Raw genomic sequence first — 22,837 nt, forward strand, 5'->3', positions numbered from 1 at the left:
TAATAGAGATTACCGAAATGATAGACGCTTTGCGGTACGGGATCGTCGGTACCGGCATGATGGGTGTGGAGCACATCCACAACATCAAAATCCTTGAAGGCGCGCAAGTTGTAGCCATAGCGGATCCGGAGCCGACCTCGCTGGGCTGGGCGAAAAACGCGCTGGGCGCAGCGGCGGAAGGCGTGGCGGAATATGCCGACAGCGCCGGCATGATCGCCAATGCCGGCCTTGATGCGGTCGTCGTCGTCTCCCCGAACTTCACCCACCGCCCGGTGCTGGAGCCGCTGCTGGACAGTGACGTGGCGATCCTCTGCGAAAAGCCGCTCTGCACCACGATGGAAGACGCGCGCTGGGTGGTGGAGCGCGCCGAAGCCCGCAAGGCGCCGTTCTGGACCGGCATGGAATATCGCTTCATGCCGCCCGCCAAGGCTTTCATTGACGAGATCCACGCCGGCAAGGTCGGCCGCCTGCATATGCTCTCCATCCGTGAGCATCGCTTCCCGTTCCTGGTGAAAGTGCGCGACTGGAACCGCTTCTCGGCCAACACCGGCGGCACCATGGTGGAGAAGTGCTGCCACTTCTTCGACCTGATGCGCCTGATCACGCGGTCCGAGCCGGTGCGCGTCTATTGCTCAGGCGCGATGGACGTGAACCACATCGACGAGCGTTATGAGGGCCGCCAGCCGGACATCATCGACAACAGCTTCACCACGGTCGATTTCGCCGACGGCACCCGCGCGCTTCTGGACCTGTGCATGTTCGCCGAGGGCGCCGAGCATCAGGAGGAAATGAGCGCGACGGGCGACAAGGGCCGTCTGGACGTGCTGATCCCGCCGGGCGATCTCGTCTGGTCGCCGCGCGTGCCGTGGCCGGGGCCGAAGTCGGTCGAGCGCTGGCATGTCGCCGTGGACGAGGCGGCGATGGACGCCGGTTCGCATCACGGCGCGACATTCTATCAGCATGAAGCATTTGCCCGCGCGGTTCGCGGGGAAGGTGAAGTGCTGGTGACTGCGCGCGACGGGCTGATGGCGGTCGCCATCGGCGCGGCGGCCGAACTGAGCGCGCGCGAGAAGCGCGTGGTCGAGATGGCCGAAGTGCTCGGCGGCTAAACTCGCAATTCGATCCGGCGCTCACGAGCGCCGGATCGCAATTTCAGAACCAGACGCGCACGCCGGCGACCAGGCTGCCCTCGCTGGGATCGTGGCCGTCTGCACGAGCATAATCGGCGGTCTTGCCGGACAGCCATGTCCAGCTGACACCCACATAAGGCGCGAACTCGCGCCGGATCTCGTAGCGTAGCCGCACACCCAGCTCGGTGCTGGAAAGGCCACTGCCGATGCGCTGGTCGGGCATGTCCTGCGCGGACAGGTTCATTTCCACGCGCGGTTGCAGGACCAGCCTCTGGGTGATCCGCTGGTCGTAGGCGCCTTCTATGCGGCCGGTGAACTGGCCCTTGTCCGACAGAAACGCCCATGCGCCCGCCTCGAACTGATAGCGCGCACGGCCTTCCAGGCCGACCGTCGCCCAAGTCCGCGCCGGAGTGGGGCGAATGTCCTGCCGCACGCCGGCTTGCAGGTTCCACCAGGGATCGAGCGCCTTCGAATAGAGCGCCTGCACTTCGGCATGCTCCACGCCTTCGCCGAAAGAGCCTTCGCCCTCGCTCTTGATCATGAAACGATCGGCGTTGCCTATCCACGCCTGGCCTTCCCAGCGATAGCCGTCCCGGCCGTCGCGGATCTGGTATTCGGCAAGGTCGAAGATCACCTGATAGTACGTCGCGACCGGTGATCGCATGGCGACGCGCTCGGCCGCGGCCATTTCGGCCGGGTTCCAGTAACGGTCGGCCTGGCGGTCATGCGTCATTGCTGGCGCTTCGGCGCTGCCGGGTGACTGGTCGGTGCCGGTCGGATCGGCCTCCGTTGGAGGGGACTGCGACATGTCCATGCCCTGCATCCCGTGCATGTCGTGCCCCGCATGGGGATCGCTGGCCTGCGCGAAGGCTGCTGCGGGCAGGCTCAGGCCGAGCAGGGTCAGGATCAACGCCTTCATGCCGTCCCCCCTTCCGCCTGTTCGGCAGCCGGCAGCACTTTCACCACGCGCATCATCCCCATCGCCATGTGCAGCGCCAGATGGCAGTGGAACGCCCAGTCGCCCTCGATCGCGGTCACGTCCCAGCTGACCTTGCCGCCGGGAAGAACGTTGACGGTGTGTTTGCGCGGCGAATGGTCGCCGTGGCCGGTCACCAGTTCGAAGAAATGGCCGTGCAGGTGGATGGGGTGCGCCATCATCGTGTCGTTCACGAGCGTCACGCGCACACGCTCGCCTGCGCGCATCATCAGCGGTTCGTGCGCCTCGCTCATGGTGGTGCCGTCCATCGACCACATGTAGCGGTCCATGGCGCCGGTCAGGTGCATCTCGATCTCGCGCTCCGCAGCGCGTCCGTCCGGATTGGGGTGGAGCGCGATGAGATCCTTGTAGACCAATACCTTGTGATCGACCGAGTCCAGCCCGAGCCCGGGATCCCCGGTACGGTCCATCGGCATCGGGTTGATCATCTCGACGCCCGGTCCCAGCCTGACCTGCGGCGCATTGGCGCCATCGCGCATGGACATGCCGGACATGTCCATGCCCTCCATCTCCATGCCCATGTCCTTCATCGTCAGCACCGGCCGTTTGCGCAGGGCCGGCACCGGGGCGGCCATGCCCGCGCGCGGCGCCAGGGTGGCCACCGCCATGCCCGAACGGTCCACGCTTTCGCCGACGATGGTGAAGGCGCGGTTCTCGCTGGGCGTGACGATCACATCGTACGTCTCGCCGGGGGAGAACTGGAATTCGTCAACCGTCACCGGCCGCACGTCCTGACCGTCCGCCGCCACGACCGAAAGCGACAGGCCGGGAATGCGCACGTTGAACACGGTCATGCCCGACGCATTGATGAAGCGAAGGCGCACTCGCTCGCCGGGATTGAACAGTGCGGTCCAGTTCGACTTGGGCCCATGTCCGTTGACGAGGTAGCTCAGCACCGCGCCGGTCACGTCCGAAATGTCCGTCGGGTCCATGCGCATGTGGCCCCAGGCGAGCCGGTCGGGCAGCTTCTGGTCCTTGCCCGCGATCAGGCCGGAAAGCGTCTGGCGCTGGAAGTTGTAGTAGCCCGGCTCCGCCTTCAGGTTGCGCAGGATCCGTTCGGGAGCGACGGCGCTGTGGTCCGACAGCAGGATCACGTGATCCCGGTCATAGGGCGCCGGATCGGCACCGGCCGGGTCGATCACGATGGGTCCGTACTGGCCCACCAGCTCCTGAAGCGCCGAATGGCTGTGATACCAGTAAGTGCCCGCCTGCTCGATCGGGAACTCATAGGTGAAGCGCGAATGCGGCTTGATGCCGGGGAACGAGACGCCGGGCACGCCATCCATCTGGAACGGCAGGATCAGGCCATGCCAGTGGAGCGAGGTTTCCTCATCCAGCGTGTTCTCGACCGTGAGGCGCAAGTTCTGGCCTTGCTTCAGCCGCAGCAGCGGCGCGGGAACGGTGCCGTTGACGCTGATCGCGCGCGTCGCCTTGCCGTCGATCCGCAGCGTATCGCGGGCGACGCGCAGGGTCAGGTCCTCGCCGGTCAACGTCGGGAGGCTAGGGGGCAAGCCCGCCGATACCGGCTGCGCCCATGCCGGCAGCCAGGGCGAGAGCGCCAGCGCGCCGCCGCCCAGGGTCGCGCCCCGGATGAGGCTGCGGCGGGACAGTTTGGGAAATTCCATTGCGAAAGGTCGCCCCTGAAAGTCGCTACTTCATGGGGATACGCGCGCCGGTGCTTAGCCCCTCACACTTTCCGACAATTTTGCCCGCGCGCGGTAGAGGCGGGTTTCCACGGCCTTTTCGCTGACGCCCAAGAGTGTGGCCGTCTCGGCCTGGCTCAGCCCCTCTACGGCGCGCAGCACCAGCACTTCCTTCAGCCGCGCGGGCAGAGTGGCGATCATGGCCATGGTGCGCTCCAACTCCTGCCGATCCGCCGTCTGGCGTTCGGCGTCGGGCTCTTCCCCGGCGACGCCATGCGCCTCGTCCAGCGGCAGTGCGAAGGCGAAGAACCGCCGTACCTTGCGGCGGCGCGCCCAGTCGCGGCTCTTGTTGATGACGATGCGCGCCAGCCAGTGTGCGAAGGGCCGCTGCCCGTCATAGCGGCGCAAGGCGGCGAACGCGGCGATGAAGCTTTGCTGCGTCACGTCCAGCGCGGCATCGTCATTGCCGCAAGTGCTGCGGGCGAGGCGGAAGGCGGCGGCGCGATGGCGGTCCATCAGCGTGCGATAGGCCGCCTGCCGCCCGCCCAATGCAAGCGCGGCCAGCTCACCGTCCGTACAGGCGGCGAGGTCGACGGTCACGGCTGCTGCGGTGTAAGGGCCTTGACGACTGCCGCGTCGAAGCGCGCCGTCTGATCGGGGTGCAGCACGCCGCGCATGGCGAACACGTGCTCCAGCGTGACCTTCTGCAGTTCGCCCATCGCACGGTGCGAACTGTCGACCGCGGCGGCGACTTGCGGGCCATAGCCATGCTCGGCCTCGATCGCGGCGGCAAGCCGCGCATTGGCGGAGCGCAGTTCGAGTTCCAGCGCCTGCCGCCGCAGCCCGTACTGCTGCTCGATCGCCTCGATCTTGCGCGTCTGGTCCGGATCGAGCTTCAGCTGGGCGTGGAGCAGCTCGTGAATCTCGGATTCCACCGGCGGCTTCGGCGCGATCCAGGCGCGGCCCACCAGCACGCCGCCCAGCGCGGCCACGAAAGCCAGCAGGACGACAAGTCCCAGGCGAAGCGAATTGTTCATCGCGCGGCCACCGTGGCGCTTTCCAGCAAGGTGGACGGCGCCAGCGCATCCGATGCGCCGAACGGGAAGGCCGATGCGGCCTGCACCGGCTGCGCGGGAATGGCCGATCCGACCACGCCGATCCCCAGCGACAAGGCGATCACCAGTGCCATTGCCCCGGCAGAGACGCCCGATCCTGCCCGGGCAGCAAGGCCCGCCAGCACGGCATCGTCGATCCCGTCCAGCCGCGGGTCGAGCGGCAGGTTTCCGATGCGGGCAAGAATGGTGTCGACGTCGTCCATGGCAATCGATTCCCGAGGTTCCGATGCAGTTACGCAGGCGCCGCGCCGCCCCCTCAAAAAAACTTCGAGGGATGCCGCCGTGCCCTGCGTATCGCCGGGGTAGGATGAGTTCCCGAAGGAGTAAATCATGAAGTCCGCGCGTTTTCCCCTCCGCATGCTGGCCGGATTGACCGCAACGGCGGGGTTTGCCTTCGCGATCCCGGCACTGGCGCATCCCGCGCTTGTTTCCGCCAGCCCGATCGCCGCTTCGACCGCGCACGACGTCAGGACCGTCACGCTGACGTTCAGCGAGGCATTCACGCCGCCGCTTTCCGGTCTGGAAATCGTGATGACCGGGATGCCGGGCATGGAGGGGCATCATCCGGCGATGAAGATGAACGGCGTGAAGGTTGCAGCCGGTGCCGACCGCAAGTCGCTGGTGGCGACGCTGGCCAAGCCGCTGCCCGCCGGGACGTACGACGTGAACTGGCACGCCGTGGGCGAGGATAGCCACCGCGTAACCGGCAAGGTCAGCTTCACGGTCCGCTGATGCCGGGGGCCGTGTCGCCCGCATAGAACGAAAGGCCAAATCGGGGCTTTTCATATCCCCCCTGGGGGGATATTGGGCAGACATGTTCGATCTGTCCCAACTGCTCACACATGTCGGCGGCCCGATGGCCTCCGGCGCCTGGCTGTTCATTCCAAGCGCGATCCTGCTGGGCGCGCTTCACGGGCTGGAGCCTGGCCATTCCAAGACGATGATGGCGGCCTTCATCATCGCGGTGAGGGGAACCGTGCGGCAGGCGGTGTTGCTGGGATTGGCGGCCACGCTGTCGCACACGATGGTCGTCTGGGCCGTGGCGCTGGGCGGGATGTGGCTGTTCGGCGGACTGCGCGCGGAGGATACGGAGCCGTGGTTCCAACTGGCCTCCGGCGTGGTCATCGTTGGCATGGCGCTGTGGATGCTGTGGCGTGCGCGGCGCGAGCAGCTTGCGGCCGAGCGCTATCACGCAGGTCATGGTCATGGTCATGACCATGCGCACGATCACGGCCATCACCACGATCACCATCATGGACATCATCACCACGGCCATGGCGATCGTAACCATCATCATGAGCCGTCGGACGAAGAGATCCACGAACTCGAACTGGCGACGGGCGGCTATGTCGATGCGCATGAAGCCGCGCATGCGGAGGATATCCGCCGCCGCTTCGCCAATACGCGGGTGACGACCGGCCAGATTGTGATCTTCGGGCTGACCGGCGGCCTCATTCCCTGCCCTGGCGCGATTACGGTGCTGATGCTGTGCCTTCAGCTCAAGCGGCTGGCGCTCGGCGCCACGCTGGTCGTCGCGTTCTCGGTGGGGCTGGCGCTGACCATGGTTGCCTCGGGCGTGCTGGCCGCGCTCAGCCTGCGGCATGTCGAAAGGCGCTGGACCGGCTTTGGTGAGGCCATCCGCAAGGCGCCTTACATTTCCGGGCTCGTTATCCTGGGCGTTGGCCTCTATGTGGCGCTATCGGCATGGCAACACCTGCCGTGAGATAGCGGCAAAGAAGGGCGATGGATGAGCCATGCAAGCGACAAGGCGCTGGTCAACCGGCTGAGGCGGGCGAACGGCCACCTCGCCAAGATCGCGTCGATGGTCGAGGACAACCGCAATCCGCTGGAAATCGCCCAGCAATTGCAGGCGGTGATCGCGGCGCTGAGCAAGGCCCGCGGCGCCTTGGTGGCCCACCATATCGAGCATCATCTGGAAGAAGCCGTGGGCGAACTGACCCCAGAAACGCGCCGCACGCTCGAACAGCTTTCCGAACTCGCCAAGTATCTTTGATCGCTATCTTTGATCAGCGCTTGTTCGAGTCCGTCGGCAAAAGTCGCACCGTCGCCTGCCCATCGCTGGACGCAATTACCCAGATCCGCTGGTCGGGCGTCCCGATGTAAAGCGGCAAGCCGGCCGCCAACATCGTGAACACGTCGATCTCGGTAGGGACGGGATCGAGCAATTGCGTTGCGACCAGCCCCTTCGGAGCGTCTTTGGCGGCATGCGTCGGCATTTCCATGCAGCTCTTGGTGAAGGCATGGATCGGCTCGGCCGTTCCGTCGGCGGCGATCATCACGCGGGCATGGCCGCCGAACGGCACGTGGGTCAGGTCGCTTTGCGGCGTCAGAATATAGACCGGAACCGGCCCGTCCGGCGTCTCCGGCGGCAGGACCGCGATGTTGTAGGGCTCTTTCGTACAGCGCAAAAGCTTCTCACCGCCAACAAGGTCCAGCGCGGACTGCCGGGCTCGGATCATCCGCAGCGTCAATGGATCGATGATTTGCGAATCCTCCGCCGCGAACTGCGCGGATAGAACGCGGGATCCGTCACGTGGCAGGCGTGCGGCATAAATCGGCCTCGGGGCGTCGGGCTGCCGATCGAAGAACAGCACTTCAAGCGTTTGCGGATCCAGTTCATGAACGATCCAGCCACCAAATTGCGCCGATAGTGTCGCCAGGCGCCCTTGCGCCTTGGCATCCGCCATGAGGGCGTCGGTCGCGTGCCAGGCGGCCTGATCGAACGCGCGGATCTGCTGGCCGCGGTTGATGGCCAATTGTACCGCCGCTTGGTCGGCAGGAGACATAGTCTGGGCCAATGTCGGTGTCGTCGACAGCATGAAGCCCAGCGATGCCAGCGCGAGAGTACGGAAATTCGCCATGGCTCAAGGAATTAGTCTTTGTTTTGAGACAGGCCAGTGAAAATTCGTGAAACGATGGTGTTGGGGAGGAGAGCGCGGTGGGTGTCCATTCTTTCCCCTGTGGGCAAGCTGGTGCATGCAGGGGAAATGCCTCAATCCAAAAACGCCAAGTCTTCCACGTCGCCAGTGTCCTCACCGCTCCCGGCATCAGGCCGTACGCGCCGCAACAAGAGTTTCGAAGCCACGCATCAGGCGCTGATCGAAGCGTCGGTGCGGCTGATTTCCGAAAAGGGCGTGGAGGCGCTGTCGATCAGCGCATTGGCGCGTGCGGTGGGGCTGAACCGGGCGACCGTCTACTACCACTTCGCCGATCGTGAGGCGCTGCTGGCGGCGGTAAGCGCGTGGTCTTCGCGGCAGATCGTGCAGGGCTTCACCGCCGCGCGGCCGCAGCCCGAGCGGATCGATTTCGTCGGCCGTTTCGTGCTGGAGAATCCCGATCTCCTGAAGCTGTGGATCGAGAAGTTCATCGCCCCCGGCGACATCCGCGAAAACTATATCAAATGGGACGAATTCGTCGCTGCGAGCAAGGAGACGCTGGGCCGCGTGGGCGGCGAGGCCGAGGAGGTGGACGTGGAAGTCTACTGCACGATGATGCTCGTGGGGGCGATCATTGGCCCGCGCGTGTTCCAGGGCAGCGTCCGCCCGGACCTCGACAACGACGCGGTAATCGAGCGTTTTCGCAAGGAGCATCAGCGCATGCTGCGCCGTGACGGGCTTCTGCACGACTAGATAGTTTATACAACAGTGTTGAGATTCATTTCCGTCTCGCGTTAGAACGGGGCAAACACGACGCGAGAGGAAATGCCCATGACGACTGGAGCGCAGGTGGCAGCACCGGCCTATCAGCCGATTCCGGCTGACGATGTGGCCTGGCTTGGAACGGGCCCCGTTCCCGCCGCGCCCTATTACGATCCCGCCTGGTTCGAACTGGAGCGCAAGGCGGTGTTCCTGTGCAACTGGATCCACGTCGGCCATGTCTGCGAACTGCCCGATCCCGGCAGCTTCGTGCGGCGCGAGATGGAATTCGCCAAGGCATCGTTGCTGATCGTGCGCGGGCGGGACGGGGCGATCCGCGCCTTCCACAATGTCTGCACGCATCGCGGTACCCAACTGGTGTCGGAAGCGGCGGGGCGGCAGAGCAAGTTCAGCTGCCCCTATCACATGTGGACTTACGGCACCGACGGCGCGCTGCTGTCGGCCCCGGATTTCGAAGCTTTTCATGTGCCCAAAAAGGACTGCGCGCTGCCGCAGGTCCGGCTTGAGGAATGCGGCGGCATGCTGTTCGTGAACTTCGATGCGCAGGCCCGGCCCTTGCGTGAATGGATGGACGACTATGCCGAGCGGCTGGAGAAGATGCCCGTCGCCCGCGCCACCACCTTCAGCGAATACACTTACGAAATCGACGCGAACTGGAAGCTGACTTACGACAATTTCCAGGAAAACTACCATCTGCGCTTCATCCATCCGCGTTCGGGCGGGGCGGCGATCGGGGCGGACAACCAGTTCGGCTATCCCGCCAGCGTGGGCTTCTGCGGCCCCCACCGCACGCAGCGCATCTGGTCCAACCCGGCGCCCGAACTGAAGCCGTTCCAGCGGCAGGCATCGATGAAGGGCATCCCCGCGCTGATGCGCCGGGGCTTGCTGGATCTGCCGCATGGGCGCGATTATCTGGCGTTCTTCCCCAACCTCTTCGTGATCGGCACGCCCACGCAGCCGTTCTCGCACACCGTCTATCCGATCGCCGCCAACCGTTCGCGCGGCGTGGTGCGGGTCTACTGGTCGGGCGAGGATGCCGACGCCAGCGAGACTTTCGCGCGCGAGTATTCGCTGGGCCAGATCCGCGACATCCATGCCGAGGATATCGACATGATCGAACGCGGCCAGCGGGGGCTGGAAAGCGGGGCGCTGCGCCACATCCATTTCCAGCAGATGGAAGCGCTCTGCCGCCACCTGTTCAACGAAGTGGATGCGCGCGTGCGCGACTACGCGCGCGAAACGGGAGAATCGGTATGAGCGGGCAACTGCCTTCGGGTTTCGAAGTACTCGAACCCTTCGTGCAAATATGGGCGCGGCCTACCACCGCAGAGCGTGCGGCACTGCGATCGGCATCCGCACCGGAGGACCGGCAGGCGTTCTTCGCTGCGGCATCGCCCTTGCTCGATGCTGCCATGGTCTTGCTCGACAGCAGGCCGCTCGCCGAGCTTGCACCGAACGAGCGCCGATTGATGGACCTGTTCCTGTCGCTCGCCCATGTCGCGCTGGCGGTTGAGATTCAGGGGCCGGACGAGGTCAAAAGCGCCCCCTGGCGCGACCGCCTGCGCATTACCCGATCCGCCACAGACATTCAGAACATCGCCGGAGAAGCAGCATGATGAACCTTCAGGACAAGACCGTCTTCATCACCGGCGGCGGTGGCGGCATCGGCGGCGGCATGGCGCGTGCTTTTGCCGAGCGCGGCGCGCGGATCGTGCTGGCCGATATCGACCAGGGCTTCGCGCAGGAGGAAGCGGCGAAGCTTTCCGACAGCGTGGAGGTGCTCACACTGCCGCTCGACGTGCGCTCGCTGGAAAGCTGGCGGGCCGCACAGGTAGAGGCGGAGGCGCGCTTCGGCACCGTTGACGTGCTCTGCAACAACGCCGGCATTTCCACCGGCTTCAAGCCGCTGCTGACCATCGCGCCGGACGAGTTCGAGCGGGTGATGGCGATCAACGTTACCGGCGTCTACAACGGCGTGCTCACGTTCGCGCGGGAGATGGTGGCGCGGGGCAGCGGGCATATCGTCAACACCTCCTCCATGAATGGCCTCAGCCCTTTCGCCAGCTTCGCGGCTTACTCGGCCAGCAAGTTCGCGGTGCTGGGCCTTTCCGATTCCCTGCGGGACGAACTGGCGCCGGCGGGCGTGGGCGTTTCCACGCTGTTTCCGGGGCTGACGCGCAGCCGCATGTCGGAGGGCGATCTTGGCCGGATCAGTGCAGGCGATCCGGCGCGGGCGGCGGCGATCGAGGCGAACATGATGGACCCGCTTTGGCTGGGCCGCGCCGTGGTGCAGGCGGTGGAGAACGACGAGCCCTACATCGTCACCCATCCCGAATATCGCGACGCCCTGCGCGCGCGGCACGATCGCATCATCGCCGCTTTCGGCGATCCCGCACAGCCCGACTACCGCACCGGCGTCACCGCCACGCGGGTAGACTGAGACGCTTCCTGCGACCGCCAGATGCGCTGCTGGTACTGGCGCGGCGTGAGGCCGGTGGCGCGGCGGAAGGCGTAGGCAAGGCTGGAGGTCGATGCGAAGCCCACCGCATCGGCCACCTGCTTGATGCTCTCCTGCGTCGCCAGCAGGCGTTTCACCGTCTCCAACCGGTGATGGTGGACATATTGGCCGACGGTACAACCCCGGCTGCCCAGAAATCCGCGCGTGAGCTGGCGGACGGACAGGCTGCACAGGGCCGCCAGTTCCTCCAGCGATGGCGGCATGGCGTCTCGCTCCAACCGCTCGTCGATCACGCGAAGGCGCCACGGGGCAAGGCCGCCGTGGACCGTCTCCTCGACGATTTCCTCGAAATGACGGCATAGTTCGATCGTCAGTTGGGTGGCGATCGAACCCACCAGCAGCTTGGAATCCCGGCGCGGCGTGCGCGCTTCTTCAGCCAGCCGGCGCAGCAGTAGCCGCACGGTCTGACTGGGAATGTCCAGCGCGGCGAAAAGGCGCGGCGGGGTCCATTCCATGCGTTCGCCGAAGCGGTGGCGGGCAAGGCGGCCGCGCAGTTCGCAGCGGATCGAATGCTGCGGCTCCTGCCCATCCCATCGCACTTGCAGCGGATGACCGGGCGGCACGAAAACGATGTCGCCCAATGCCGCGAAGGGCTGGCGATCCGGCGCGAACGATCCGCGCGCATTGGCGGGGCGCGGGGTGACGCAGAGGTCCAGCACGGCATGATCGCCGCCCATTTGTGCTTCTCCGCCGCGGCCAAGATTGCCGTGGACCATGGTGACTTCGGCAGACGAAAAGCTGAGATCGGCCACGGCGCGCGAACGGCCCGAACGTGCAGGTGTCTGATCCATGCCTTGCCCTCCCTCTCAAGCCCGCGTCGCTATTTGGCCAGATATCCGCCTCACGTCCAGATCAGGATGCATGGGCCCGTTGCGCGGCGGATCGCCGGGTAACAGACTGCGGGCAAGACAGAACACCGGAGGATGCCATGCCAGAGCAGATGGCCGAAGCGCTTGACGATTTCGGCGGACAGATAGAATGGACGCGGTTCAATGCGTGGATGGGCGCGCATGAGGTGCCGGGCAGCGGCCCGGTCACGGCGGTACGCAGGCTGGCCGGCGGGCTGCAGAACAGTGTTTTCCTGATCACGCGCGGCGGTGAGGACATGATCCTGCGCCGCCCCGGCAAGCATCTGAAGCCCAAGAGCAACGAGACCATGCTGCGCGAGGCACGGGTGCTCGGCGCGCTGGAAGGCAGCGCAGTGCCGCATCCCCGCGTGATCGCGATATGCGACGATCCGGAAGTGATCGGCGCCTGCTTCTACCTGATGGAGCCGCTGGAAGGTTTCGCGCAATCCGGCGAACTGCCGGGCCAATACGCCACCGATCCGATCTGGCGGCGCGCGATGGGGGAGGAGCTGGTGAAGGCGGCGGCAGCGCTGGGCGCGGTCGATCACGTTGCGGTCGGCCTGGCCGACCTTGGCAAGCCGGACCAGTGGCACGAACGGCAGGTGGAGCGCTGGCGCTCTCAGCTTGAAGGCTATGCGGCCACGCCCGGCTACGATCCCGCCGAACTGGCGCACGTGGATGCGGTGGGCCGGTGGCTAGCAGACAATCTGCCCCGCGATCGTCGCATCGGCCTGGTCCATGGCGACATGCAGTTTCCCAACGTGATGTTCTCGCTGAAGGTGCCGAAAATCTCAGGCGTGCTCGATTGGGAACTCGTCTCGCTGGGCGATCCGCTGCTCGATCTTGGCTGGATCCTCTCCAGCTGGTCGGAACCGGGCGATCCGGAAGGCAAGTCGCCGATGGTGCGGCCGTGGGACGGGTTTCTGTCGCGGCGCGAACTGGTCGAACTCTATGGCACGCTGAGCGGGCGCAACATGGATGAGATGCCGTGGTTCTTCGCGCTCGCCTGCTACAAGCTCGCGTGCCTGCTGGAAGGCACGTACGCCGCCTCCAAGGCCGGGAAGGTGCCCGCCAATGTCGGGGAATCGGTCCACGGCTACGCCACCTGGCTCATGACCAAGGCGCGCCAGATCACCGCGGGCTGAGCCCACCCCAGGATAAGCGGGTTGAAACCTGCCGAAATCACAGAATTCTTGAGGATGTCAGCCATGGATTTCTCGATCGATCCCGAATTTCAGGAAAAGCTCGACTGGATGAACCGCTTCGTGCGCGAGGAAGTGGAGGCGATGGACTTGCTGTTCCCGCAAGGCAGCGAGCAGTTCAACATCCGCAACCGCAAGGCCCGCGCGATGGCGAAGAAGCTTCAGGCGCGGGTCAAGGCGCAGGGGCTCTGGGCCTGTCACCTGACGCCCGAACTGGGCGGCAAGGGTTATGGCCAGGTCAAGCTGGCGCTGATGAACGAGATACTCGGCCGCACCTCGTGGGGGCCGGTGGTGTTCGGCTGCGCCGCGCCCGATACCGGCAATGCCGAAATTCTCGCCATGTTCGGCACGCCGGAGCAGAAGGCGCGCTACCTTCAGCCGCTGCTCGATGGTGAGATATTCTCGACTTATGCGATGACCGAGCCGCAGGCCGGCGCCGATCCCAAGGAATTCACCTGCCGCGCGTGGCGGGAAGGCGACGAATGGGTGATCGAGGGGGAGAAGTGGTACGCCTCCAACTTCAAGGTCTCCTCCTTCGTGATCGCGATGGTCGTCACCAATCCCGAAAATGCGCCGCATGAGCGCATGTCGATGTTCCTGATCCCGTCGGACACGCCGGGGATCGTCGATATCCGCGACGTGGCGGGGATGAACGATCCGGTCGATAACGGCCACCATGCCTATCTGCGCTTCGACAAGGTGCGCGTGCCGCTGGACGCCATGCTGGGCGGGCCGGGGCAGGGCTTCAAGCTGGCGCAGGCGCGGCTGGGCGGCGGGCGGATCCACCATGCGATGCGCGTGGTCGGCCAGTGCCAACGCGCGCTGGAGATGATGCAGGAACGCGCGGTTTCGCGCCGCACGCAGGGCCGGCAGCTTGGCGATCACCAGATGGTGAAGGCGATGATCGCGGACAGCGCGATGGAACTGGAGATGTACCGCCTGCTGGTTCTGAAGGCGGCGTGGATCATCGACACCCAGCCGCACGGCGCCGCACGCATGCATATCGCCATGGCCAAAGTGGCGATGGCGCGCGTCTATCATGACATCGTGCGCCGTGCGGTTCACTTGCACGGTGCGCTGGGCACCACGCACGAAACGCCGCTGGCGCGCATGTGGATGGGCGTGCCGATGCTCTCCGTCGCCGATGGGCCGACCGAGGTGCATCAGGTGCAGATCGCCAATGCCCTGCTGAAGCAGACCGCCCCGGCGCAGGGGCTGTTTCCCAGCGAGCACATCCCCACCCGCACGGCGGAGGCGGAAGCCCGCTACGCCGCCGAACTGGCCGAAATCGAGCGCGAACTGGCGGCCTGACCGGCATGTCGCTGTTCGATCTGACCGGCAAGGTCGTGCTTGCCACCGGCGGCATGAGCGGGATCGGCCTGGCCTTCCTGCAAGGCTGCGCGCGGCAAGGCGCATCGGTTGCCGTGCTGGACCGCGATACCGGGAAAGCGGCCGAGGTGGTGGCGCACCTCGAACGTCTTGGCGCCGCGCGGGTCCATGTCGAGAGCGTGGACGTGACCGACGAAGCCGCCGTCGATGCGGCCTTTGCGGGCACGCTCGCCGCGCTCGGCCGGATCGATTGCGCCTTCGCCAATGCGGGGATCAGCCACCGCGCACCGGGTTTCGACGGGTTGGAAAGCGCCGATTATCACCGGTTGATGGACGTGAACCTGCATGGTGCTTTCTACACCCTGCGCGCAGCGGTGCGGCACATGAAGGAACGCGCCGGGCGCGGCGATCCGGGCGGCTCGATCGTCGCCTGCGGCAGCCTGTCGATCTATCACGGACTGCCGGGCATGGAGCACTATGCCGCTGCCAAAGCCGCCCTGCAGGCGATGATCAAGGGGCTGGCGGTGGAGATGGGACCCTACGGCGTGCGCGCCAACATGCTGGTGCCGGGCTTCATCCTGACCGGGCTGACCGCCGACAAGCCGGAAACGAAACAGATTGCCGAACGCTTTGCGGCGATCACCCCGCTGGGCCGACCGGGCGAGATGTCGGACATCGAGGGGCCCGCGGCCTATCTCGCTTCCGATGCCTCGAAATTCCAGAGCGGCGATACGATGGTGATCGATGGCGGCCGATTGGTGCGCAACGTCTGACGGGGAAATGATGGCAATCACGATGGATCTTGCCGGCCGTATCGCGGTCGTTACCGGGGGCAGCCGAGGCCTTGGCCGCGCCATCGCGCTGGGGCTGGCCGATGCCGGCGCCAGCGTTGCGGTGGCCAGCCGCAAGCTGGAAAGCTGCGAGGCGCTGGTCGCGGAGATAAAAGCCTTGGGCGGCAGTGCCTCGGCCCATGCTTTCGACGCCGCGTCGTGGGAGGACTGCGACCGGCTCTTCGCCGAAGTGATCGCGCGGTGGGGCGGGGCGGACATCCTCGTCAACAATGCCGGAAAGTCGCCGGTGGAGCCTTCCTCGCTGGCGACCAGTCAGGCAGCCTTCGACCACGTGATCGCGGTCAATCTGCGCTCCGCCTTCCGGCTATCGGCGCTGTTCGGCGCGCAGATGGTGGAGCGCGGCGGCGGGGCGATCGTCAACGTCAGTTCCAGCGGATCGCGCAAGCCGGAGCCCTATTTCGCGCCCTACGCCGCCGCGAAAGCCGGGCTCAATACGCTGACGGAGAGCTTCGCGAAGGAATTTGCACCCACAGTGCGCGTCAACACGGTCATGCCCGGGCCGTTCCATACGGATGGGACCAAGAGCTGGTCCCGCTCCGAAGGGTTTGCAGAGCATGCCCGCAAAAACCAGCCGCTGGGCCGTGGCGGAGAGCCGGCGGAGATCGTGGGCGCCGTGGTCTATCTGGCAAGCGATCTGGCGTCCTACGTCACCGGCGCCTGCCTTGCCGTCGACGGCGGCCACCTGATTGCGCGGGGGTAAGTTCGCCGGGGCGGCCATGCAATCGCCCCGTCGATGAGTGGCCCCTGTCGGCATCCCGCAGGCCGCCGGCGTGGTAGGAAAACGCCAGCTTGAAGAACACGGAAAAACTTGGGGAGAGGCACATGACACTGGCCGAAACGATCATCTCCGGCGCGCGTGAGCGTTCGGGAAATACCACTTGGGACGACGCGGAAATTCGCGAGCCGCTGGGGGTCCTGACCGAAGCGATCGAGGGTGAGGCGAACCTGACGGCGATGGGCCTTGCCGTGTTCACCCGCAACGCCACCGAATACCTTGCCAACCGCATGCGCGTGGAAGACTGGCTGGCGCAGCATCCGGAAATCCTCGAAACCCCGGTGGAGAAGCCCACCTTCGTCTTCGGCCTGCCGCGCACCGGCACGACGTTGACGATCAACCTCCTCAACGAAGACCCCGCCCGCCGCTGCTTCCTGCGGTGGGAGGCGTTCGCTTCCACCCCGCCGCCCACACCTGCGGAATTCCACGCCGGCCCGCGTTTCGAGGCGGCGCAGGCGCAGATCGACCATTCGCTGAAAGTGATGCCGCACATTTCCGCTATCCATCATGAGGATGGCGACAGCCCGTGCGAGTGCCAGTTCTCGATGGCGCCCAGCTTCATTTCGCAAGTCTACGATTCCCAGTACGACATCCCCAGCTATCACCGCTGGTTCCTGGACGAGGCCGACTATCTGCCCGCGTTCCGCTACCAGAAGCGCCTGCTGCAACTGCTGCAATCGCAGGCGCCGGGCCGCTGGACACTGAAGAACCCGTGGCATCCGCTCTATCTGGATGCGCTGACCGAGGTCTATCCCGATGCCCGGCTGGTGATGACGCACCGCGATCCGGTGGAGGTCGTCGGCTCCGCCTGCAGCCTGGTCTGGAACGTGCGGCGCATGTTCAGCGACAGCGTGGACCGCGAGCGACTGGGCCGCGACATGCTGGAGACGTTCGAGGCGATGATCGCCCGGCAGGACGACTTCCGCCAGCGCCATGGCCGCAATGCGATTCACGACGTGCTCTATACCGAACAGCTTCGCGATCCGCTGGGCACAATGCGGCGCCTCTATGCCCATTTCGACGAGGAGCTGAGCGCCGAGGCCGAAGCGAACATGAAGCGTTATCTCGATGCCAAACCCAAGGATCGCTTCGGCAAGCACACGTACGATCTGGCCGACTATGGCCTGACTGCCGGCGAAATCCGCGAACGCTTTGCGAACTATTGCGCCGATTTCGACGTGGCGATGAGCGCCGCCTGAGTATAGGCCGGGTGCCAATCCCGTCGATTGGCATCCGCAACCTTCAGTTCGTCATGGCGAGCGACCGAAGGTCGCGCGGCGATCCCGGCGTGGCGTGTGCGGCGCTGGATTGCTTCTCCCGCTTTGCGGGCTCGCAATGACGAAGGAAAGGGACGCGAACTGAATTCGAGCGACGTTTCGCGAAGCGAGGATGGGGGAAGCGGTAATAACACCCCCGTCATCCCCGCGTAGGCGGGGATCCCGCTTTTCTCTGCCCTCTCAGATATCCGCCACCGTTGTCAAAAGACGGCGGGGCCCCCGCCTTCGCGGGGGCGACGGGATCAGGTAGCGCGCTCGCTTTGAACCCGACCCGAGCCCGAACCCCGCGCGGGGTTTCGCTTACTTCAACTCCAGCCGCGTTTCGCCCAGCTTGGCCGTGAACGGCTTGCGGGCATCGGCGTCCTGGCTGACTTGCGAATTGCGGTCCTGCCCGATGTCGAACGTCTCGCTGAAGGCGGCGGGGGAGGTTGGGAAGTCGGTGATCTGCGCCTCGCCCACCGGCTTGCCGTCGATCAGCAGCCGGATCGTGCCGGCCCCCGGCGCGGGCAGCAGGGCGGGGGCTCCCGGCTTCGCCACCGGCACGTAGTCGTAGCCGACCGTCACCGGCCCTTGCGGCAGGCTGGCGGTGGACACCACGGTATCGCGGCGCTGGCCATAGGCGTTGTTCTCGAAGACGAGGTGGCCGTCCTTCACATAGAGCACGAAGCCGCCAAGCCGCCCGCCCTCGGCCACCAGCACGCCGGAGGCGTTGCCGGCATCGCCGTCGATCCGCACCGTCAGGCTATGCGCCTTGTTGCCCAGATCGGGCAGGGCATTGAGCGGCAGGCCGGAGATATCCGGTTGGAACACGAAGCTCTTGCGCGCGGGATCCAGCAGCGCAGGTGCGCCGATCGGCATCGGCACCAGCGGGAACACGCCGTTGCGCTGCCCTTCCTTGACGAATTCCGCCTTCAGTTCCGCCAGTTTCTCCGGATACTTGGCGGCAAGATCGGTCGCCTCGCTATAGTCGTGCGCCACGTCGTAGAGTTCCCAGCGGTCCTTCGCCGGATCGCTGGTGAAGACCTTGGGTAGGTCATGCAGCAGGTTCCACGGCTGATAGTCACGCTTGGCTGCCGCCACCCAGCCGTCCTTGTAGATCGCGCGGTTGCCGAAGATTTCGAAATACTGCTCGATATGCGATTCCGGCGCCTTGGCATCGGTGAAGGTGGCCAGCAGGCTGTGCCCTTCGAACGGGATCTGCTTCACGCCGTCCACTTCGCCAGGCAGTGCGATATGCGCGGCATCGAGGATGGTGGGCGCAATGTCGTTCACATGGCCGAACTGACCGCGGATCAGCTTGGGATCGTTGGTGTGGCCGGGCCAGGAGATCACCAGCGGATTGCGCGTGCCGCCGAAGTGGGAGGCGACCTGCTTCATCCACTGGAACGGCGTGGTGGTCGCCCAGGCCCAGCCGGCGGAATAGTGGTTGGACAAGTCCGGGCCGCCCAGCTTCTGAAGCTGCGCCAGTTGCGGGGGAATACCCTTCGGAATGTTGCCGCTGGCGGTCGCCTCGTTGCCGATGGCGCCATCGATGCCGCCTTCGGCGCTGCCGCCATTGTCGCCCACGACGTAGATCACCATCAGGTTATCGCCACCGGGTCGCGCGCGCAGCGTGTCGATCAATCGGCCCACTTCGTAGTCGGTCTGCTCCATGAAGGCGGAGTAGACTTCCATCTGGCGGGCATAGACCTTCTTCTGGTCCGCGCTCAGGCCGGACCATGCCGGAATGCCTTCGGGACGCGGCGTCAGCTTCGCATCGGCGGGGATGATGCCCAGCTTCTTCTGACGGGCGAAGGTCTCTTCACGGTACTTGTCCCAGCCGGCATCGAAACGGCCCTTGTTGCGGTCGATCCATTCCTGCGGAACGTGATGCGGAGTGTGCACCGCGCCGGTGGCGAAGTAGAGGAAATACGGCTTCTGCGGGGCAACAGCCTCATGATCGTCCACCCAGCCGACCGCCTTGTTCACCAGATCGGTGGTGAAGTGATAGCCTTGCTCGGGCGTGGTCGCGGCGGGGACCTGTGTGGTGTCGTTGAACAGGTGCGGCTCCCACTGGTTGTCGTCACCCGCCATGAAGCCGTAGAAGTGATCGAAGCCCAGGCCGGTGGGCCAGTGGTTGAACGGACCGGCCGCCGAAATCTCCCACTTGGGCGTATTGTGCCACTTGCCGAAGGCGGCGGTGGAATAGCCGTTGCCTTGCAGGATGCGCGCGACCGAGGCGGTGTCCGGGTTCCAGATCGAGTTGTAGGCGGGGAAGCCGGCGGCCAGATCGGCCAGATTGCCGAAGCCCACTTCGTGATGGTTGCGCCCCGTCAGCAACGCGGCGCGGGTGGGGGAGCAGATCGCGGTGGTGTTGAAGCGGTTGTAGCGCAGCCCCTGCGCCGCCAGCTTGTCCAACGCGGGCGTCCGCGGCACGCCGCCGAAGGTGGAGGTGGCGGCAAAGCCCGCATCGTCCAGCAGCACCAGCAGCACGTTGGGCGCGCCCTTGGGGGCCTGCGGCTGGGCGGGGAAGGCGGGCTGGGATTCGGTGCGGGTCAGGCCGATCTTGCCGGCGAAGGTTTGCGGCCCGCCGATCGCGCCGCCGCTGGCGGGCGCGGCTTCCTGCGCAAAGGCGGCGGAGGAAAGGGCACTGGCAGCGAGCAGCAGCGCCGCCTTGGTCAAAATACGCATCGGGCATCCCTGTTATGGTCGCGTTGAATCGAACCGACGCGCGCGACGAAGCGCGCCGGCCAAAGGCGGGCGTGTTTTGGGGGGCGTAAGTTTGGCTGGGAGCCGCCGTTAGTTCAGCGGATCCCCTCCTTTGATCGAGTGGGGCGAGGCAGGCGGCTTGCCGGAAACGACATTCTCCCGCGCTTGATAGACCATGCTGTAGGGCGGTACGCCGTGCGTCAGCCAGACGTTGCCGCCGATCTCGGAGCCTTTGCCGATTGTCACACGGCCCAGGATCGTGGCCCCGGCGTAGATCACCACGTCGTCCTCCACGATCGGATGGCGCGGGCTGGCCTTGGCGGCGGCGACCGAGCCATCGGGCGCATAGGCTTTCGCGCCCAGGGTCACGCCCTGATAGATCCGCACATGGTCGCCCACCACGGCGGTTTCGCCGATGACGACGCCGGTACCGTGGTCGATGAAGAACCCGCGCCCGATCTGCGCGGCCGGGTGGATATCGATCCCGGTCGTGCCGTGAGCGATCTCGGTCAGGATGCGGGCGACCAGCGGCGCGCCAAGGCCGTGCAGGGCGTGGGCCAGGCGGTAATGGATGATCGCCAGCAGCCCCGGATAGCAGATCAGCACTTCGTCCAGACTGCGGGCAGAGGGATCGCCTTCGTAAGCGGCCTCCAGATCGAGGTCGAGCATACGCCGGATCGCTGGAAGCTGGCGGGAGAAGGCCAGCACGATCGCGTCCGCTCTCTGCTCACCCGCCTGCCTCTCCGCCTCGCCCGAATAGGCGAATTCCTGCCGCAGTTGCGCTTGCAGGCGGCTCAGCGCGATCTGGAGCGACTGGGTGACGAAGGTATCCTCGTTATGCCGCCGCACGAAATCCGGGCCCAGCCGCAGTGGGAACAGCGCCCCGCACAGCTCGTCCGCCACTTTGGCCAGCCGCACGCGGGAGGGAAAACCTTCCACGCCATGTTCGGCATGCTGGCTGTTGGTCGTGCGCCAGTGCTGCCGGATTTCGGCGAGTTCGCGCACGATCTCACCCACATGCCAGAAATCGTCGCCCTCCGGTGCGGGTGCTGTCCGGGGTTCCTGTTCGATGGTCATGGCACCTTACCCGGCCGCCTGGTCTTTCAGGGCCACGCCTTCGATGGTGATGCGATGCATGGCGCGGCGGTGGCCGTGATAGTCGTTATAGGCATAGTGCCAGGTGGCGCGGTTGTCCCAGAAGGCGATCGACCCGTCGCGCCAGTGGAAGTCTTCCTGGAATTCCGGCTTCTTGCAGTGCTCGTACACTTCGGCCAGCAGGTCCTGCGACTCCTCATCGGCCACGCCCAGGATGCGGACGGTGAAGCTGGGGTTCACGTAGACCGCCCGCTTGCCGCTCAGCGGGTGGACGATCACCACGGGATGGACCGGATCGTCCAGCACGTCGGCCGCTGCGGCATTGCCGATACGCCCGTCGCTGCGGGTATCCTGCACCGCTTCGTAGACGGCGGCCTTGCTGCCGAACACGTGCCGCGCCGAATGGACCGCACGGCGGCCTTCGATCCGAGCCTTCAGCTTTTCGGGCAGCCCGTCATAGGCCGCGTACATGGAGGCGAAAGCGGTGGCGCCACCCTCCGGCGGAAGCTCGCGCGCGGCCAGGATGGAGCCCAGCGCGGGTTCGAAGTCATAGGAATGGTCGGTATGCCAGCCGCCGCCGATATTGTGCTGCTGCTCCGGCTCCTTCACCACCAGCGCGATCTCCGGATAGCCGGGATGGGCGGCGAAGAAGCGGTTGATGTTGATCGGCCCCCAGCGCCGCGCAAAGGCGATGTGCTGGTCCTCGGTGATCGACTGGTCGCGGAAGAACACCACGCCGTGTTCGGCAAAGGCCGCGCGAACTTGCGCGAACTCGGCTTCGGGAAGCGGGCGCGAAAGATCGACACCGAGTACTTCGGCGCCGACGCGGCCATGCGTGCGAATTTCGATGGTCATGCCGGACCCCTGAATTTCTCGGGAACGGACGTGGTGCCCAGAAGGGGACAACGGCGTCGGTTCGCCCTGATTACCGGATACATGGTGCCTGGCGTTGTCGCCCGGGCGCTGCGCATTCGTGGCAGATGACGCGGTGCCACCTGCGTCATGCCACGGCCTGGAATTTTCCCCGGCCGGCAAGCCAGACGCCCCTTGCCGACTTTCTCAACTTATTTAATTGACAAATAAGCGTCAAGCCCGCCGCGCAACCGGAAGCGAGGGATGGCGAAACCAATTCTTTGCCCGCCCGAAGCCTCTCTTCCCCCACGCACATCCGGCCGAAAAACTGCCCCCGCCATTGTAAGGCGTTTGTCAGTGAAAGGGGAGCAGACCGGGTCTCGGCTACCAAGGCGTAGCGATGCACCGTCGCGAGTCCCCCTGGCTTCCGGCCCAAGCTCGCGACTTCCTTCGATGAAGGAGATCTTGTCATGACTGCCCTGTATCAAACCCGCGGCCGTCAGCATTCGCTGGCAATGGCCGCGATCGTCACCGTGGCGGGCGGGCTGCTGCTCTGGACGCTGCCCGTGCCTGCCTCGGCAGAGAACTACCCGGCCTGTTCGGCGACGCGGACCGACGAATGCCAGCAGTCCCACGCCCACCATGCCGCCAAGTCGGCCCAGCACAACCATCACCGCACCGAACGGACCGGCAAGAAGGCCGCGCCGCGGTGAGCATCCCGCGTCCCGGATCGGCAGTACGCGCTGTCGCCCCGCGCTCATGCCGTCCCACATCGGCATGAGCGGGCGCGGCGCATGGCGGACGCCGGGGCGAGTACGGTTCCATGCGACCTTCCCGCCC

The 22,837-nt window shown here is 65.6% G+C and carries 24 protein-coding genes; 14 read left to right on the forward strand and 10 right to left on the reverse strand.

The window, feature by feature from the left end; translation table 11 throughout:
- The first annotated feature begins 17 nt into the window (after positions 1-17).
- A complete protein-coding gene (locus WBP07_RS26670) occupies positions 18-1,109 on the forward strand; it encodes a Gfo/Idh/MocA family protein (protein WP_395398101.1) in 1,092 nt (363 codons plus the stop codon).
- 43 nt (positions 1,110-1,152) lie between these two features.
- Here the strand turns inward: WBP07_RS26670 and WBP07_RS26675 are convergent, their stop codons facing one another.
- From WBP07_RS26675 to WBP07_RS26695, 5 genes are read right to left on the reverse strand one after another with little or no spacing between them, the layout of a single operon-like run.
- Positions 1,153-2,049: a copper resistance protein B gene (locus WBP07_RS26675; protein ID WP_395398102.1), complete on the reverse strand. Its 897-nt coding sequence runs from the start codon at positions 2,047-2,049 to the stop codon at positions 1,153-1,155.
- The gene (locus tag WBP07_RS26680; RefSeq protein WP_395398103.1) at positions 2,046-3,752 is read right to left on the reverse strand and encodes a copper resistance system multicopper oxidase; all 1,707 of its coding nucleotides are present in this window, start codon (positions 3,750-3,752) and stop codon (positions 2,046-2,048) included. Before WBP07_RS26680 ends, WBP07_RS26675 begins: the two co-directional genes overlap by 4 nt.
- 54 nt (positions 3,753-3,806) lie before the next feature.
- Positions 3,807-4,370: an RNA polymerase sigma factor gene (locus WBP07_RS26685; protein WP_395398104.1), complete on the reverse strand. Its 564-nt coding sequence runs from the start codon at positions 4,368-4,370 to the stop codon at positions 3,807-3,809.
- Positions 4,367-4,807 (reverse strand): periplasmic heavy metal sensor, encoded by a 441-nt coding sequence (locus WBP07_RS26690; RefSeq protein ID WP_395398105.1) that lies wholly within the window; start codon positions 4,805-4,807, stop codon positions 4,367-4,369. Before WBP07_RS26690 ends, WBP07_RS26685 begins: the two co-directional genes overlap by 4 nt.
- Positions 4,804-5,088 carry a hypothetical protein gene (locus tag WBP07_RS26695; RefSeq protein ID WP_395398106.1) on the reverse strand — a complete coding sequence of 95 codons (285 nt, stop codon included), beginning with the start codon at positions 5,086-5,088 and terminating at the stop codon, positions 4,804-4,806. Before WBP07_RS26695 ends, WBP07_RS26690 begins: the two co-directional genes overlap by 4 nt.
- 127 nt (positions 5,089-5,215) lie before the next feature.
- Here WBP07_RS26695 and copC point away from each other — a divergent pair, with 127 nt between their 5' ends.
- From copC to WBP07_RS26710, 3 genes are all read left to right on the forward strand, one after another.
- A complete protein-coding gene (copC, locus tag WBP07_RS26700; RefSeq protein WP_395398107.1) occupies positions 5,216-5,617 on the forward strand; it encodes a copper homeostasis periplasmic binding protein CopC in 402 nt (133 codons plus the stop codon).
- 82 nt (positions 5,618-5,699) lie between these two features.
- On the forward strand, positions 5,700-6,608 hold the full coding sequence (locus WBP07_RS26705) for a nickel/cobalt efflux transporter (RefSeq protein ID WP_395398108.1): 909 nt from the start codon (positions 5,700-5,702) through the stop codon (positions 6,606-6,608).
- Positions 6,609-6,632: 24 nt separating this feature from the next.
- Positions 6,633-6,899, forward strand: coding sequence for a metal-sensing transcriptional repressor (locus tag WBP07_RS26710; protein WP_395398109.1), 267 nt, complete (start codon positions 6,633-6,635; stop codon positions 6,897-6,899).
- Positions 6,900-6,912: 13 nt separating this feature from the next.
- Here WBP07_RS26710 and WBP07_RS26715 read toward each other — a convergent pair whose 3' ends face one another.
- Entirely contained in the window at positions 6,913-7,767 is an 855-nt protein-coding gene (locus tag WBP07_RS26715; RefSeq protein ID WP_395398110.1) for a hypothetical protein, read from the reverse strand.
- A 126-nt stretch (positions 7,768-7,893) separates the two neighbouring features.
- On the opposite strand from WBP07_RS26715, the gene WBP07_RS26720 reads away from it, so the two are divergent.
- The 4 genes from WBP07_RS26720 (at position 7,894) to WBP07_RS26735 (ending at position 11,002) form a co-directional block, all read left to right on the forward strand.
- Positions 7,894-8,535: a TetR/AcrR family transcriptional regulator gene (locus WBP07_RS26720; RefSeq protein ID WP_395398111.1), complete on the forward strand. Its 642-nt coding sequence runs from the start codon at positions 7,894-7,896 to the stop codon at positions 8,533-8,535.
- A 78-nt stretch (positions 8,536-8,613) separates the two neighbouring features.
- On the forward strand, positions 8,614-9,819 hold the full coding sequence (locus tag WBP07_RS26725) for an aromatic ring-hydroxylating dioxygenase subunit alpha (RefSeq protein ID WP_395398112.1): 1,206 nt from the start codon (positions 8,614-8,616) through the stop codon (positions 9,817-9,819).
- Entirely contained in the window at positions 9,816-10,178 is a 363-nt protein-coding gene (locus WBP07_RS26730; protein ID WP_395398113.1) for a hypothetical protein, read from the forward strand. The genes WBP07_RS26725 and WBP07_RS26730 overlap by 4 nt, the downstream gene beginning before the upstream one ends.
- Positions 10,175-11,002: an SDR family oxidoreductase gene (locus WBP07_RS26735; RefSeq protein WP_395398114.1), complete on the forward strand. Its 828-nt coding sequence runs from the start codon at positions 10,175-10,177 to the stop codon at positions 11,000-11,002. The genes WBP07_RS26730 and WBP07_RS26735 overlap by 4 nt, the downstream gene beginning before the upstream one ends.
- Here the strand turns inward: WBP07_RS26735 and WBP07_RS26740 are convergent.
- Positions 10,966-11,871: a helix-turn-helix transcriptional regulator gene (locus tag WBP07_RS26740; protein WP_395398115.1), complete on the reverse strand. Its 906-nt coding sequence runs from the start codon at positions 11,869-11,871 to the stop codon at positions 10,966-10,968. The two genes, WBP07_RS26735 and WBP07_RS26740, sit on opposite strands and share 37 nt — an antisense overlap.
- Before the next feature lie 137 nt (positions 11,872-12,008).
- Between WBP07_RS26740 and WBP07_RS26745 the strand changes: the two genes are divergently transcribed.
- The 5 genes from WBP07_RS26745 to WBP07_RS26765 all read left to right on the forward strand — a co-directional run bounded on the left by WBP07_RS26745 (position 12,009) and on the right by WBP07_RS26765 (position 17,284).
- Positions 12,009-13,073 carry a phosphotransferase family protein gene (locus tag WBP07_RS26745; protein WP_395398116.1) on the forward strand — a complete coding sequence of 355 codons (1,065 nt, stop codon included), beginning with the start codon at positions 12,009-12,011 and terminating at the stop codon, positions 13,071-13,073.
- Between the two features lie 63 nt (positions 13,074-13,136).
- Positions 13,137-14,441 (forward strand): acyl-CoA dehydrogenase family protein, encoded by a 1,305-nt coding sequence (locus tag WBP07_RS26750; protein ID WP_395398117.1) that lies wholly within the window; start codon positions 13,137-13,139, stop codon positions 14,439-14,441.
- A gap of 5 nt (positions 14,442-14,446) precedes the next feature.
- On the forward strand, positions 14,447-15,232 hold the full coding sequence (locus WBP07_RS26755; protein ID WP_395398118.1) for an SDR family NAD(P)-dependent oxidoreductase: 786 nt from the start codon (positions 14,447-14,449) through the stop codon (positions 15,230-15,232).
- A 7-nt stretch (positions 15,233-15,239) separates the two neighbouring features.
- Positions 15,240-16,010: an SDR family NAD(P)-dependent oxidoreductase gene (locus WBP07_RS26760; RefSeq protein ID WP_395398119.1), complete on the forward strand. Its 771-nt coding sequence runs from the start codon at positions 15,240-15,242 to the stop codon at positions 16,008-16,010.
- Positions 16,011-16,132: 122 nt separating this feature from the next.
- Positions 16,133-17,284 carry a sulfotransferase family protein gene (locus WBP07_RS26765; protein ID WP_395398120.1) on the forward strand — a complete coding sequence of 384 codons (1,152 nt, stop codon included), beginning with the start codon at positions 16,133-16,135 and terminating at the stop codon, positions 17,282-17,284.
- A 378-nt stretch (positions 17,285-17,662) separates the two neighbouring features.
- Here the strand turns inward: WBP07_RS26765 and WBP07_RS26770 are convergent, their stop codons facing one another.
- From WBP07_RS26770 to WBP07_RS26780, 3 genes are all read right to left on the reverse strand, one after another.
- Positions 17,663-20,032 (reverse strand): arylsulfatase, encoded by a 2,370-nt coding sequence (locus tag WBP07_RS26770; RefSeq protein WP_395398121.1) that lies wholly within the window; start codon positions 20,030-20,032, stop codon positions 17,663-17,665.
- A 108-nt stretch (positions 20,033-20,140) separates the two neighbouring features.
- The gene (gene epsC, locus WBP07_RS26775; protein WP_395398122.1) at positions 20,141-21,127 is read right to left on the reverse strand and encodes a serine O-acetyltransferase EpsC; all 987 of its coding nucleotides are present in this window, start codon (positions 21,125-21,127) and stop codon (positions 20,141-20,143) included.
- 6 nt (positions 21,128-21,133) lie between these two features.
- Positions 21,134-22,000 carry a TauD/TfdA dioxygenase family protein gene (locus tag WBP07_RS26780; protein ID WP_395398123.1) on the reverse strand — a complete coding sequence of 289 codons (867 nt, stop codon included), beginning with the start codon at positions 21,998-22,000 and terminating at the stop codon, positions 21,134-21,136.
- A gap of 467 nt (positions 22,001-22,467) precedes the next feature.
- On the opposite strand from WBP07_RS26780, the gene WBP07_RS26785 reads away from it, so the two are divergent.
- Positions 22,468-22,710: a hypothetical protein gene (locus WBP07_RS26785; RefSeq protein ID WP_395398124.1), complete on the forward strand. Its 243-nt coding sequence runs from the start codon at positions 22,468-22,470 to the stop codon at positions 22,708-22,710.
- Positions 22,711-22,837 lie beyond the last annotated feature (127 nt).

The sequence above is a fragment of the Novosphingobium oxfordense genome (assembly GCF_044029435.1).
Lineage (GTDB): Bacteria > Pseudomonadota > Alphaproteobacteria > Sphingomonadales > Sphingomonadaceae > Novosphingobium.